Source organism: Methanolobus sp. ZRKC2 (assembly GCF_045291185.1).
Taxonomy (GTDB): domain Archaea; phylum Halobacteriota; class Methanosarcinia; order Methanosarcinales; family Methanosarcinaceae; genus Methanolobus.
Map to the genome: position 1 here is coordinate 147,848 of NZ_CP146980.1, position 14,023 is coordinate 161,870.

12 protein-coding genes are annotated in these 14,023 nt (G+C 39.8%); 7 read left to right on the top strand and 5 right to left on the bottom strand.

Features of this window, described 5'->3' with window-relative positions:
- Positions 1-59 precede the first annotated feature (59 nt).
- The 3 genes from V7O62_RS00710 to V7O62_RS00720 all read right to left on the bottom strand — a co-directional run bounded on the left by V7O62_RS00710 (position 60) and on the right by V7O62_RS00720 (position 2,490).
- The gene (locus V7O62_RS00710) at positions 60-836 is read right to left on the bottom strand and encodes a ribonuclease HI family protein (protein WP_406657098.1); all 777 of its coding nucleotides are present in this window, start codon (positions 834-836) and stop codon (positions 60-62) included.
- Between the two features lie 312 nt (positions 837-1,148).
- Positions 1,149-1,574 (bottom strand): peptidylprolyl isomerase, encoded by a 426-nt coding sequence (locus V7O62_RS00715; RefSeq protein WP_406657099.1) that lies wholly within the window; start codon positions 1,572-1,574, stop codon positions 1,149-1,151.
- Between the two features lie 241 nt (positions 1,575-1,815).
- Positions 1,816-2,490 (bottom strand): 4Fe-4S binding protein, encoded by a 675-nt coding sequence (locus V7O62_RS00720; protein WP_406657100.1) that lies wholly within the window; start codon positions 2,488-2,490, stop codon positions 1,816-1,818.
- A 222-nt stretch (positions 2,491-2,712) separates the two neighbouring features.
- Between V7O62_RS00720 and purC the strand changes: the two genes are divergently transcribed.
- A complete protein-coding gene (gene purC, locus V7O62_RS00725) occupies positions 2,713-3,480 on the top strand; it encodes a phosphoribosylaminoimidazolesuccinocarboxamide synthase (protein WP_406657101.1) in 768 nt (255 codons plus the stop codon).
- Between the two features lie 37 nt (positions 3,481-3,517).
- Positions 3,518-3,805 carry a winged helix-turn-helix domain-containing protein gene (locus tag V7O62_RS00730; RefSeq protein ID WP_406657102.1) on the top strand — a complete coding sequence of 96 codons (288 nt, stop codon included), beginning with the start codon at positions 3,518-3,520 and terminating at the stop codon, positions 3,803-3,805.
- 304 nt (positions 3,806-4,109) lie between these two features.
- Here V7O62_RS00730 and V7O62_RS00735 read toward each other — a convergent pair whose 3' ends face one another.
- Both V7O62_RS00735 and purE read right to left on the bottom strand, forming a co-directional pair.
- A complete protein-coding gene (locus V7O62_RS00735; protein WP_406657103.1) occupies positions 4,110-5,945 on the bottom strand; it encodes a cation:proton antiporter in 1,836 nt (611 codons plus the stop codon).
- Between the two features lie 219 nt (positions 5,946-6,164).
- Complete coding sequence (gene purE, locus V7O62_RS00740) at positions 6,165-6,644, bottom strand: 5-(carboxyamino)imidazole ribonucleotide mutase (protein WP_406657104.1); 480 nt, start codon at positions 6,642-6,644, stop codon at positions 6,165-6,167.
- A 160-nt stretch (positions 6,645-6,804) separates the two neighbouring features.
- On the opposite strand from purE, the gene ppcA reads away from it, so the two are divergent.
- Genes ppcA through V7O62_RS00765 form a run of 5 tightly spaced genes read left to right on the top strand, consistent with a single transcriptional unit; the run spans position 6,805 to position 13,939 of the window.
- A complete protein-coding gene (ppcA, locus tag V7O62_RS00745; protein WP_406657105.1) occupies positions 6,805-8,388 on the top strand; it encodes a phosphoenolpyruvate carboxylase in 1,584 nt (527 codons plus the stop codon).
- Positions 8,389-8,390: 2 nt separating this feature from the next.
- Complete coding sequence (carA, locus tag V7O62_RS00750; RefSeq protein ID WP_406657106.1) at positions 8,391-9,488, top strand: glutamine-hydrolyzing carbamoyl-phosphate synthase small subunit; 1,098 nt, start codon at positions 8,391-8,393, stop codon at positions 9,486-9,488.
- Entirely contained in the window at positions 9,488-12,697 is a 3,210-nt protein-coding gene (gene carB / locus V7O62_RS00755; RefSeq protein WP_406657107.1) for a carbamoyl-phosphate synthase large subunit, read from the top strand. Before carA ends, carB begins: the two co-directional genes overlap by 1 nt.
- Positions 12,697-12,870 (top strand): hypothetical protein, encoded by a 174-nt coding sequence (locus V7O62_RS00760; RefSeq protein WP_406657108.1) that lies wholly within the window; start codon positions 12,697-12,699, stop codon positions 12,868-12,870. The genes carB and V7O62_RS00760 overlap by 1 nt, the downstream gene beginning before the upstream one ends.
- Positions 12,863-13,939: a formate--phosphoribosylaminoimidazolecarboxamide ligase gene (locus tag V7O62_RS00765; RefSeq protein ID WP_406657109.1), complete on the top strand. Its 1,077-nt coding sequence runs from the start codon at positions 12,863-12,865 to the stop codon at positions 13,937-13,939. The genes V7O62_RS00760 and V7O62_RS00765 overlap by 8 nt, the downstream gene beginning before the upstream one ends.
- The last annotated feature ends 84 nt before the right edge of the window (positions 13,940-14,023 follow it).

The following is a 14,023-nucleotide window of genomic DNA, read 5'->3' on the forward strand; positions in this document are numbered from 1 at the left end:
AATGCAGGTATTTGGGGAAATAAGTTAATTATCCTCCTTATCCTCTGCTTTCTTACATTTCAGCGAGGTGAACGCTTCTTTCCATTTCTCTTACTGATTTCTGCATCCACCTTTACTTTCCTTACTGCAAGATCTGCGGCCAGTCCTCTCAACATCCATCGAAGGACTGAAGCCTGGTGTGTTTCTTCCGCAAACTCTTTTTTAGCAAGATTTGCAGCTTCGATACCTGCAAGTTTGCGCAATTTTTCTATCCTGATTCTTGAAAATGAATCAAGGCCACCAACCTTCATTTGTGCAAAAGACTTGAATCCGGGTGACGGATGTGTATTCAGCTCATTTATCCTTACTCTTAGCTGAGGTGAAACCGGGGCTGTATTTGTATCAGCTATAACTTTTCGGGTAACAGGCATTGCCTGTTGCATTGCCTGCTGCTTACTATCAGGCATTGCCAGCCTGTCAGCGTCACTGTTCTCACTTCTGGGTACCCACTTGTACTTGACATTCAAACTATTCTTTTTGATAATAATAGCTATCTGGCTATGAATTTCAGCAAGATTTTGGTTTTTGATCTTCCATTTTCCTTCCATCTGATTGATTACCAGCTTGCTGTCCCCACATATCTGGAGTGGTCCCTTGCCACCAAGGTCCAGATAGTTCAGGATGCCTTCTTTAAGAGCTGTGTATTCCGCAACGTTGTTGGTGTTTGAAGGGGAACGTTTCTTCTCTTTACTTCCTTCTGTGGAAGTTTTCTTTCTCTCCCATCTTATAATCCATCCAAATCCCATCCTGCCTCCAGGATTGGGATCGCATGAGCCATCAAAGTTCAGTTGGTCCATGTTAGGCATGAAGCGCGCTAATTGTTCTTCTAGTTTGCCTATGCGTTTCTTGATATATTAAAAAAGAAGAATTAGAAATTCAGTTTATATCTAAAGAAAATCATCAACTTACTTTCCTGATAAGATTGTCGATTTAAGGGAATTGTCCGAGCCATAATTAAGCCTATTAGAAAGGTAATAGCACAGCTGTTGCATTTAAATCTAAATCTTTAATCCATCTGCTCAAATTGTAACTTTCTTCATGATGGATTTAAAAAAACATGACCCCGGTCCTATAGTCACAAAGTTCTATAGTACTCGAGGTTTCTTTGTCTATTTTTCAACTATTTTAATATTAAAGTTCAGTGCTTTTCCTGCAAGGGGATGATTCATATCCAGTGTGACCTGCTCATCACCGATTTCAGTCACCTTTGCAGGTATTTCCTGACCTTCTGGCGTTTTTACAAGTAACATCATTCCCACCTGGATGTCCATGTCTGACCTGATGACATTCTTTGGGACCTGCTGGGCAAGTTCTTCGTTATATTCTCCATAGGCTTCGGCCGGTTCGATCCTGAACTCTTTCTCTTCCCCTTCTTCCATACCTCTTACGGCTTCTTCAAAACCAGGTATGACTTGTCCTGCACCTACAGTGAACTCAAGGGGTTTTTCGTGATTATCGGAACAATCAAATACTGAACCGTCATCAAGTGTACCGGTGTAATCTATCTTTATCGTATCGCCATCTTTAATTGACAATTTATCAACTCAATATAGTTTAAAACAAGCCTTGACTCATTCTACTTAAAGGAGGTCACCGACATTACTTAGGTGTTTTGCTGTTATTTTACAGAAAAAACTTTTAGTAGCATTTGTACGGACAAATCGGAGAAATTCTTATAGTAGGATTCAGGTAAGTCCAACTAATAGGCTGAAACATATGGATTCAACCATAAAATCACCCTGGTAATAGTTCTTATATTGTGAGCGGACTTTCAGTTTATTCTTTGATATGGAGTGCACACACCGGGCATGCCTGGATGCATTTAAAGCAACAGACACATGAATGATCAGTCACAATATGCTTTTTTGATACTTTAATCCACATAGGGCAAACCCTGTCGCAAATACCACATGAATTGCACAGGGAAGTATCTCTTGTAACCTTCTTTCTACTGACAAGATTTAGCAGTCCGCCAACAGCTCCTTCTTTGCAAAAATACTTGCATGCGGCCCTGTCAACAAAAAGGGAAAGCAATATTGAAAATATCATTATTGCTACCAGTCCTTCAAGGATAAGAATTTCTATTGACTCTTGAAGAACACCAAGTACTGAGAGAATGAGAGTCATAAGAACAAAAAGCAGCAGAATGTACCTGGAATACATCAAAAATGGATGAAACCTTCTTGGGACCGCAACGTTGTATCTTTTTCCAAGAGTCTTGCTTCCCACCCTTGCAAAGATATCCTGAAAAAGCCCCCTCGGACACATCCAGCCACAGTATACGGGCCCGAAAAGTAAAGCAAGAGGTACACTTAAAAGTATTACGTATATTGTGGACTGACTGCCGAAGTAAACAAAAATGGCGAGTCCGGCTAATTGCAAAAAAAGCCTGAACCTTTCTACTTTTTTCCGGGTGGATGAGCTGGAAAGTAAATCATTGATATCTTTCACAACAGACGCTAATGTCCATCTGGTAGAAATACTCTTTTGTCTGCTGAAGACTCCAGGATGGTATTCCTGACTTATACTTCTGGACAATAAGGCATCAGTTGCTATAATCAATCTGGATCGGAGTAAATTAGCACAAATTCGTCAGACCAAAATTATTGTTCGATTCAGACATATTAAAACATATGACAAATTATTTAAGTTTCAGATGCATTTTACCTCCATATGCAAAAAGATAATTTGGTATATGTTTCTTCAGGAAAGGCAAAGGACATCTATGAAAACTCAAATGGAACTCTCATTTTTGAGTTTACTGATAGAGTAACTGCTTTTGACGGTAAAAAGAAGTCAGAATGTAATGAAAAAGGGGAAATTACGTGCAAGGTAGCGGAATACTGGTTTAAGATATTAGAAAAGAACGGTATACCTACACATTACATTGAATGCCCGACTTCAACAAGCATGATTGTTAAACGTTTGGACATAGTACCTGTTGAGGTAATTTGGAGAAACTATGCTGCAGGCTCGCTTTTGCGTCGCTATGAAGCAGGTGATATTATACTTCCCGAAGGTGTGGAGCCAAAGGAGGGTTCGCCAATACCGGGTGGAATGATTGAGTTTACAACTAAATTCGAAGCGGTAGATCGGCCTGTAAGCATAGATGAAATATTATCTAATAGTTGGTTAAGTAAAGAAGAAGTTGATTACATAACCGATTTAACAAAAAGAATAAATGAAATAATGGCTCAAGAACTAGCTACCAGTGGTATAATACTGGCAGATTTCAAGGTAGAATATGGAAGAACTTCTGATGGTGAAATAATTCTTGCTGATGAAGCTGGTACTCCTGATGGATGTCGCTTCTGGATGAAGAACGATTTTGAAAAAGGAATTATAACCAGTCTTGACAAAGATGTATTCAGGAAAGATACGGGTGACTTAACTCTTGCTTATAGAGAACTATTTAATAAATTACAGAGAACTAATATGTGAAATGTAATATTGGACACTTACATTTGAGGAGGTCACAATGGAAAATCTGAACGAAGATTCAATGGACGAACTGCTTATATGGGTAATAAGTGTCGATCGCCGTCTGGTGCTAATGGAAGCTATGAAAGGTCACACTGTCATTAAAGCTTCCGATATCGCTCATGAAACAAATAGATCTACACAAAATATAAGCCGTGCTTTGAAGGAACTTGAGGATAAAGATTTGATAAAGTGTCTGACTCCTGAGAAAACAACCTGGAAAAAATATGTCCTGACAAACACAGGAAAAGAAATATTGCAGAAAATGGAAGATCAATACTTGTGATGATGCTCGCCTTCAAGTCCTGTGACATCACTGTCAAGCGTTAGTATCGCCAGTAAACTTCCTGAAATAAGCATAAAAGCACTTTTTTAAGGGATGTATCCAGGGCACGGTATCAACTTGATTACTATTTTAGAGCCAAGCACCAGTTCTATATTGCAGATCGCAGAACTAACAGCATTTCCAAAGTTAAGTTCTGCACGTCCACTATAAGCTGAACTGTAATTCTACAAATCACTCAGCTCTCTTTGTAATCAATATCCGGCTTGCAATGAAGGCTGCAAATACCATGAATTCAATTTGAATTTCATCCTGTTAGCAGATTTGCAGTTTGCCGGGTTGAATCTCCGGTTCCTATGATTGTTACAAGATCGTTATTTTCCAGTATCACATTACCGTTGGCAACTATTGACTCTTCACATCTTCTGATCATAACGAGAAGACTGTTTTCAGGAAGTCGCAGTTCCTTTATAGACTTACCCACAATTTTTGGATTTGTGACTCTGGTTTCCATTATATTTCCTTCCTCACCAATCTCACTCATTGCAAACATCTGGGGTTTACCTGTCATATTTTCGAGTATAACTGCTGAACTCATCGCAGGACTCATAGCACGAATCCCAAGGTCCCAGAATGCATGAAGATTTTCCATATTGTTAACCCTGGCAATGATCTGTTCGTTTTTAAATCCAAACTTAGTTTTTGCTATCTGGCAAACAAGTAGATTTGTGTTATCCTGATCTGTAGTACTGACTATATATTTTGCATTAGTGATACCTGCTTTTTTAAGTATATTGATATCTCCCGCATCACCCTGTACTGCCCGGATTCCTTTCTTCATAAGACGCTGGCATTTTTCTTCAGAGATGTCTATAACGACAACATTCTCTCCCCTTTTTTCAAATCTCTCGGCAAGTATGCGGCCAACTTCTCCTCCGCCAACTAATATTATTTCCATGGGTATCACTCCCAGTATTTTTGCTACTGTCTTTGATAATGTGCCTGTCATCACAACTGTAATGATTACTGTCAGAAAAACGAGTCCTACGAGTGTTTGGCCACCAGCGATGTTCAGGCCGTCTAACTTGATTGCAAAATATGTTGCGATAGATGCAGGAACAACACCTCTTGGTCCAATAAAAGAAATAAATGCCTTTTCATTTTTACGCAGGCTTGATCCTGCGGTAGATGCAAATACCGCAATTGGGCGAACAAGGAATATGAGAAGCATTACAACTATAATTCCTTCCAGTCCGAGATTGATAATATCTTCAAATCGCAGCATGGCTGCCAGCATGATGAAGATAAAGGACAGCATCACAACTACTATATCAGCTTTGAATTCTTTTATTACGCTTTTCTGGGATACGTTTGAAGTTCCCATAATAATTCCGAAAATTGCGACTGCCAGTATTCCGGCTTCATTTCCTACGGATTCAGCTATCACATAAGTTGCCAGCACCATTGTAACTGTCAGCATTCTTATAGTCTGTTCACTAATTAAAGCGCCTCTTGAGAGAAAACGACTTAGAAGAATTCCGCTTAATGCACCTATTGTCAGGCCTATTCCTATGCGAATGAGTATAAAATTAATGGCATCTATGCCGGATAGTCCTGAAACTATCCATTCGAATACTAAGGCAGCAAGAATAACGCTTCCTGCGTCGTTCAGAATTCCTTCAAGTTCCAGTACTTTACTGACTTTGTGGTTTGCTCTTATTTGCCTTACTAATGGTGTAATTACAGTAGGTCCGGTAGCAGCTACCAGTGCCCCAAAAAGCGCAGCAAGTTCCAATGGTATCCCAATAATCATGTATGTAATGATCGTGGCAAGTGCAAATGTTATCAGGACACCGATTGTAATAAGCTTCAAAGTACTTCTCTGGATAGTCCTCATTTGCTTGAGATTGATATGGAGGCCACCATCAAAAACGATGATCGCAACGGATAATGATACTATTGCAGTTAGTCCGTCTCCAAATACTGAAGGATTTAGAAGGTTCAATACCTGAGGACCTGCTATTATGCCCAGTGTTAACAAAAAGACGATAATAGGCATTTTGAATGTTTTGCTAAGTGATTGTGCCGCCAAACTCATTACTAAGAGGGCTACAATCAGTCCAATCAAATATATTGAGTCCATTGTCAATCTCCGCTTAAGTATTCGCTATAAGGATGATTTTAAAATCCCGGGTTTTTACTACAGCTATTAACATTGCCTGACAGTTAGGTTCTGTTGCAGAGTTTATCATGGAGGAGATAGAAATTATGATAAAAGATGCTCCAATGTTATATTGAAGCATGAAATTAATCTACGATTCAGTTTTATATAGATTAAGGTTTAACAAAAATGTACTTGAACTTATTCAAATAAGCTCAACGCATCCTTTTCTACTTTTTCAGCAAGTTCTTTTCTATGATCTGCCAATTTAGCTTCTAGTTCCTTGTTATTGGTTGCCATTATTTGGACTGCGAGAATACCTGCATTGTCTCCTCTTCCAATTCCCACACATGCGACTGGAATGCCTGGAGGCATCTGGACAATTGAGAGCAGAGAATCATTTCCATCAAGTTCGGCATTTACAGGAACTCCAATGACTGGTTTTGTCGTATGTGCTGCCACCACACCTGGAAGATGTGCTGCAAGTCCCGCTACAGCTATGAAAACCTTAACATCATTTTTGTGGGCTTCTTCGATTATTTCAGTTACCCTGCCAGGTGTTCTGTGTGCTGATGCAACTGTGATTGTATAGTCAATACCAAATTTGTTGAAAATATCAATTGTTTTTTTTGCTATATCTCTATCTGATTTGCTTCCGAGTATCACTGTTACATCAGCCATTGATTCACCTTTTTTATGTAAATATATGTGAGTATATGCAAATATATGATAAAATATTTAAACATATGGATGCCCTTTCCTAATTCATTTTTATGATCTCATATGTTGCAATAATTTTAAATAACTTATCATAACTATTCATATCATGACGTGATTCGAAATGACATCAAAAATCAAATTTCCAAAAGTGATGTGTACGCAGCATCCGGATTCGGTGTCGAAGTGTATCTCCACCCAGGAAGAAATTATCGAAGCTGTCGAGGCTGTAACGGAATATGGCTGCGATGAATACATGCCTGACTATGAGGGAAAAACAACTCCCTATCATCAAAATGTCCAGATCGTATCAAAGATTATTGATGAAACCGGACTTATCCCTGGCAGGGATGTATTCATTACTCCAAGAGCACCAAGTGCAGTTCACGAAAACAGATTCAGACAACTTATGGTTATGATGTCTGTTGCTGAAGCCAACTATAGTGCCTATGAATATTCAGATTTTCAGGCTATTTCTGAATTGGTACACCCAATGACAAGTGCCATTAAAGAGATCGTAGAGGCGCAGCAACATATGATTGATGTAAGTGAATTGGCTAAAAAAGAGTTCAATTTCGAAATGGAGCCTCCGCGTATAATACCTTTAATTGAAGATGTACCGGGTCTCCTGAATTCAAAGGATATTATTTCCAATACAATCCTTGATTGCCAGGCACAATTAAATGACACATTTGAAAAATACAGGGTATTTATCGGAAAGTCCGACTCAGCTCTGACATTCGGTCATGTAGCGAGTACTTTAGCATGCAAGTATGCCATAAGCACTCTGAATGAATTGGAAGCAGACATTGATACGAGCATAGGAATCATATTCGGTGCTGGTGCTCTTCCTTTCAGAGGGCATGTAACACTTGAAAATGCTGATAATTTTTTCGAAGAGTATCGTGGAATAGATACATTGACACTTCAGTCCGGATTAAGATACGATCACGAAAAGGGAGATGCTGAAAATTTAGTTAAACAGGCTAAAAGCAAACTGTCAGGATCTCCGGATGCCTTCTCGGATGACGATAAAGAAGAAATCATCAATATTATAGCGATATTCGGTGCCCGGTATAACAGGGCAATAAAAGATATCTCACCAATCATAAACAGTATCTCGGATCTTCTTCCCCAGCAGCGTGATCGTCTTACACGTGTAGGGTCAACAGGATATTCGAGGGATGCGCCTAGTATGACGCATATATTTGATTTTTGCCGAAATGAAATCAAGAGAGAACTTGCAGCAAACATGCCGAAAAATAATCTGGATTTACCACGGGCAATAAAGTTTACAGGCGCATTATATTCAATAGGCTTGCCTCCTGAGATTATTGGAACAGGATGTGCCATAGTAGATGTAAGGGACAAAATGGGTGAAAATGCTTGTGAGCGATTGCTTACAAAGTATTTCCCATCCCTGCAATCTGATCTAAAATTTGCTTTTGATTATCTGGATATGAATGCTGCATCTAAATTCCTGCCAAAGGATTTCATCAATAATGTGTCCCATGATGTCGATATTCTAAAAGAAATATTTGACCTGGACAATAAGTGCAATCCTTCCTATGAAATTCTGCTTGAGATGGTGCCGGCGGGATTGTTATTGACAGATAATAGTAGTTGTGTTGATACGGATCAGGAATTACTGGAGCTCACGCAGTCTACATTGTTCAAAATGGGAAAAATTCGAAAATCGCTGGGATGATCATGAAAAAAGCAATATTGGTACTTGAGGACGGTACTACAATATTTGGGAAAGGCTTCGGAGCAGCAGGTGAAGCATTTGGAGAACTGGTATTCAATACAGCCATGACCGGTTATGTAGAGTCACTTACGGATCCTTCTTATGCCGGACAGATACTGATGTCGACATATCCACTGGTTGGAAATTACGGAGTCTGTAATGAAGACTGCGAGTCCGATGGCATAAAAGCAAGTGGCTTTGTGGTGAAAGAAACCTGCGAGACTCCAAGTAACTGGAGGTCGCAGATGGATCTTGACACATTTATGAAAAAGAATTGTGTCCCTGGAATAGAAGGGGTTGATACCAGAAAATTAACTAAAAAAATTCGTGAGTATGGTACAATGAAAAGCAGGATATTAGTTTACGAAGGAGCTGATCCTGATATTCCTGCTTTGGTCCGAAAAACAAAATCCCAACCCGGAATCTCGGAGTGCAAAGTTGTAGACAGGGTGTCTACCAAGAAGTACAAACGGTTTTACGGAGGTTGCGGACCTGAAATTATAGTCATTGACTGTGGAATAAAGCATAGCATAATCGAGCAATTGAATGAAAGAAATGTAAATGTGCTGCTTGTTCCCTATACTTCTAATTTCAATGACATACTTAATACGGGTGCTGATGCTGTTCTGATATCAAATGGTCCGGGAGACCCGTCAGTATTGAAGTATACCATATCTACAGTGAAAGAGTTAGCAGGGAAAGTGCCATTGTTTGGTATATGTCTTGGCCATCAAATTATTTCTCTTGCATTGGGTGCGAAGACATACAAGTTAAAATTCGGACATCGGGGTGCTAATCATCCGGTGATGGACTGTGAAACCGATCGGGTATTTATTACATCTCAAAATCATGGCTTTGCAGTAGACAAAGATTCTCTTGAAGGGACCGGACTTGAGATCACAATGCTAAATCCTAACGATGGAACGATAGAAGGAGTCAGGCACAGGAGACTCAACATCCATTCGGTTCAATTTCACCCGGAAGCCGGACCTGGTCCACATGATACCTATGACTTCTTCGACAATATGATGACAATAATAGACAGGAGTGTTAGCAGGTAATGCCAAAGAGAGATGATTTGAAAAAGATACTGATAATCGGTGCTGGTCCTATCGTAATAGGGCAGGCATGTGAGTTCGATTACTCAGGAAGCCAGGCATGCAAAGCCCTCAAGGAAGAAGGTTACCAGGTGATATTGGTAAACTCCAATCCTGCAACAATCATGACGGATCCTGAACTTTCAGACCGTACTTATATTGAACCACTAACTTTTGAGATACTGACGAGGATTATAGAAAAAGAAAAGCCATGTGCAATACTGCCGACTCTTGGAGGACAGACAGCTTTGAATCTGGTATCCGAACTTGCAGAAGCCGGTGTACTTGAAAAGCATGGTGTTGAACTTATAGGAGCAAACCTTGAGGCTATTAAAAAGGCGGAAGACCGGCTGAAGTTCAAGGAAGCTCTGCAAAAAATAGGTGTTTCACTTCCAAGGAGTTCAACTGCTTCGAATGTTGAAGAAGCTATCTCAATCGCAGAAGAACTTGGTTATCCGGTAGTCGTCAGGCCTGCATATACTCTAGGAGGTGCAGGTGGGGGGATCGCATACAATCCTGAACAATTAGAAAGCATTGCAAAACTGGGGATTAAATACAGCAGGATCAATCAGGTTCTTGTTGAAGAATCAGTTTTGGGCTGGAAGGAGTATGAGCTGGAAGTAATGCGGGATAGTGACGATAATGTCGTTATAATATGCAGCATTGAGAATATGGACCCGATGGGGATACATACGGGTGATAGCATAACTGTAGCACCTGTCCAAACTCTTTCGGATCATGAGTACCAGTTATTGCGAGATGCGTCACTGAAAATAATAAGGGAAATTGGTGTGGATACTGGTGGTTCTAATATTCAGTTTGCAGTAAACCCAACTGATGGAAGGTTTGTAGCTATTGAAATGAATCCAAGGGTATCGCGCTCATCTGCTTTGGCATCAAAAGCTACCGGATTTCCGATTGCAAAGATAGCTGCGAAACTAGCCGTTGGAATGACACTGCCAGAAATACCAAATGATATTACAAAGGAGACGCCTGCATCCTTTGAGCCTGCAATTGATTATGTAGTTGTAAAAATCCCAAAATTTGCGTTTGAAAAGTTCCCCGGTTCTGATGAAATATTGACAACCCAGATGAAATCTGTAGGCGAAGTGATGGCAATTGGAAGAACATTTGAAGAAGCTCTGCAAAAAGCCGTCAGGTCCCTTGAAATTGATGCATATGGACTTCTTGTTGATAAATTTGAAAAACTCTCACTGGATGAGCTTAGTACATACCTGTCTACTCCTAACAGTGATCGTCTTTTCTGTATTGCATCTGCTTTGAAAAAGGGGATGGAAGTAGACCGGATAGTAAAAATCACAAGAATAGATCCGTGGTTCGTACACAAAATTAAAAATATTGTGGAAATGGAAGAGATTCTTTCATCATATGCCAAACACACTCTGCCCATACAACTTCTGGAAGATGCCAAAATAATGGGTTTTTCCGACATACGCATCGGACAGCTAGTGAAAGCTGAAGATGAAGATATTCGGAAATTGAGGCAGGAATCGGGACTTTTACCATCATACAAGATGGTAGATACATGTGCTGCTGAATTCGATGCCAAGACCCCTTATATGTATTCGACTTATGAGGACTGTGACGATAAAGAGGTGTCCTTCAATAATTCTAAAATTGCTATAATCGGAAGTGGACCAAATCGTATAGGACAAGGCATAGAATTTGATTACTGTTGCGTTCATGCCTGTTATGCTTTGCGTGAAATGGGTATTGAATCTGTAATGATAAACTGCAATCCTGAAACTGTTAGTACTGATTATGATACTTCTGATTACCTGTATTTTGAACCTCTCACACTTGAAGATATCCTGAATGTGCTTGAAAGGGAAAAAGTTGAAGGTGTTATCATCCAGTTTGGAGGTCAAACACCTCTGAACCTTGCAAAAGGTCTTGAAGAAAACGGAATTCCCATAATAGGTACGTCATTAAGTAGTATTGATATTACAGAGGACAGGGAAAAGTTCGGGTTAATAACAAATAAGCTGAATATACCAAATCCTTCACATGGAATGGCTTCTTCTGTGGAGAAGGCGATTCATGTTGCTGAGAAAATAGGATATCCTGTAATCATACGTCCCTCCTATGTACTGGGTGGGCAACGTATGGAAATTGTCAGGGATAATGAGCACCTTGAATCGTCCCTTGAAAGATATTTTGATGCTTCCGGCAAGGGACAGATACTCATAGATAAATACCTGGAGAATGCCATCGAAGTAGATGTTGATGCTATTTGCGATGGAACGGATGTGTATATTGCCGGAATCCTGGAACATATTGAGGAAGCAGGTATACATTCCGGAGATTCGGCTTGTGTCATTCCTCCACAATCATTATCTGATGAAATAATTGACAAGATCAAGCGATACACTCGTGATCTTTCAATTGAATTAAATGTGGCCGGACTTATAAACATACAGTATGTTGTTTGCAATAAGGATGTATACATTCTTGAAGCAAATCCAAGAGCCAGCCGAACAGTTCCTTTTGTTAGTAAAGTAACAGGATTACCCATCGCAAAAATAGCCACTAAGGTGATGACAGGAGCGAAAATCGAAGATTTTGGTCTTAGTGAAAAAGAAATAGTCCATGTAGCTGTGAAAGAATCCGTATTTCCGTTTATAAAGCTCAAAGGCTCAGATAGCCTTCTTGGTCCGGAAATGAAGAGCACAGGTGAGGTCATGGGAGTTGATGGCTCTTTTGAGATGGCATACTATAAAGCACAGTTAGCAGCAAATTCCCCGCTTCCGGTAGAAGGAACTATATTTGTTTCGGTGAAGGGCGATGAGATCTCCCGAATTGTTTTTGAAATACTGCAATTACAAGAACTCAACTTCAGGATATTGGCTGATACTGAAGTGAAAAGGAAGCTGGCGGGATATGGAGTATTCACAGAACAAATCCCCAGACAAAGTGAGAATAGTTCGATGATAGCTCACAAATTAATATCTTCTGATGTTGATTTGATAATCAATACAATTGACAATCACAATCCAAAATCTCCTGATACGGCGATTCGTCTCATTGCAATTGATTTTAATATCCCATATATTACAACAATATCCGGATTTAAAACAGCAGTCCAGTCAATGGTTAAAAGAAAAAACCGAATTTTCGGTATAAAAGCATTGCAGGAATTAGAGGTCAGATAATGCAAATCCAATATCCACAGAGACAAAAAACGAAAACAGGTAAAAATACATGGGTTTCGGAAACCGTAGCCATTGTGGATGCTGTTACTACTGAAGACAGGGTGACAATCCCGAATGCTAGAACCAAGGCAGATAAGCTTGTTTCATCTTTTCAGGAGGAGTATAATGAGTGAGAATATGTCCGATTGTATTCAAAAAATAATTGATGGATATGATATGGAAGATCTTACGATCGTCACAGTGTGTTCCCATACGAGCCTCCAGATATTTCATGGAGCAAAAAAAGAAGGATTGAAAACACTTGGTATATGTATAGGAGAGCCACCGCGGTTTTATGATGCATTCCCTCTTGCAAAGCCGGATAGTTTCATGTCGGTGAGTTCTTACAGTGAAATTCTTGAACGAACAGATGAACTGGCAGAAAAAAATGCAATAATCATTCCGCATGGTTCATTTGTGGAATATCTGGGTGCATCAAATTTTGCAAAAATCAGGCTGCCAACTTTTGGTAATCGTAATGTGCTTGAGTGGGAATCTGACAGGCGGATGGAACGCAAATGGTTAGAAGGGGCAGGTGTGCCTATGCCACGTAAAATTCAAGCTCCTGAATATATAAAAGGGCCTGTTATGGTTAAGTATCACGGCGCTAAAGGTGGAAAAGGTTTTTTCATTGCTAAAAATATTTCAGATTTTAATGAGAGAATTGAATCTAAAGAAATATATGATTTGCAGGAATTCGTGCTTGGAACCAGGTACTACTTGCATTACTTTTATTCCCCTTTATCCACTGAAGGCTACAGCTTGAGTCAAGGAGCACTTGAACTCACCGGGATGGATAGGCGAGTGGAGTCAAATGCTGACGAAATTTTCAGACTGGGGTCTCCCACAGAGCTGGAAAAAGCGGGAATTCAACCTACTTTTGTGGTTACAGGAAATGTTCCTCTTGTGTTAAGGGAATCATTGCTCCCGAAAGTATTTGAAATGGGAGAAAGGGTGGTAGAAAAGTCCATAGAACTTTTTGGTGGACTGATCGGATCATTCTGTCTCGAAACGGTTCTCACTGATGAACTGGAATTCAAAGTTTTTGAAATATCTGCCAGGATAGTCGCAGGAACAAATCCGTACATAAATGGTTCACCCTATTCTGAACTTATTTATCCGGAGATGTCCACAGGCCGTAGGATAGCAATTGAGATTAAAAAAGCACGGGATCTGGGATGCCTTGATAAAGTGTTGACGTGAGCAAGTAACAAAAGATTCTGGATGTGGAGCTCAACTATTGGGCCAAATCAGACGATATCCCAGTAAGGACTTTTTGTGAGGTGA

Excerpts from the sequence above, each read along its gene's own strand:
- V7O62_RS00710 (WP_406657098.1), bottom strand. The coding sequence starts at position 836 with ATGGACCAACTGAACTTTGATGGCTCATGCGATCCCAATCCTGGAGGC.
- purC (WP_406657101.1), top strand. The coding sequence starts at position 2,713 with ATGCAAAAAGATAATTTGGTATATGTTTCTTCAGGAAAGGCAAAGGAC.
- V7O62_RS00730 (WP_406657102.1), top strand. The coding sequence starts at position 3,518 with ATGGAAAATCTGAACGAAGATTCAATGGACGAACTGCTTATATGGGTA.
- V7O62_RS00735 (WP_406657103.1), bottom strand. The coding sequence starts at position 5,945 with ATGGACTCAATATATTTGATTGGACTGATTGTAGCCCTCTTAGTAATG.
- purE (WP_406657104.1), bottom strand. The coding sequence starts at position 6,644 with ATGGCTGATGTAACAGTGATACTCGGAAGCAAATCAGATAGAGATATA.
- ppcA (WP_406657105.1), top strand. The coding sequence starts at position 6,805 with ATGACATCAAAAATCAAATTTCCAAAAGTGATGTGTACGCAGCATCCG.
- carA (WP_406657106.1), top strand. The coding sequence starts at position 8,391 with ATGAAAAAAGCAATATTGGTACTTGAGGACGGTACTACAATATTTGGG.
- carB (WP_406657107.1), top strand. The coding sequence starts at position 9,488 with ATGCCAAAGAGAGATGATTTGAAAAAGATACTGATAATCGGTGCTGGT.
- V7O62_RS00760 (WP_406657108.1), top strand. The coding sequence starts at position 12,697 with ATGCAAATCCAATATCCACAGAGACAAAAAACGAAAACAGGTAAAAAT.
- V7O62_RS00765 (WP_406657109.1), top strand. The coding sequence starts at position 12,863 with ATGAGTGAGAATATGTCCGATTGTATTCAAAAAATAATTGATGGATAT.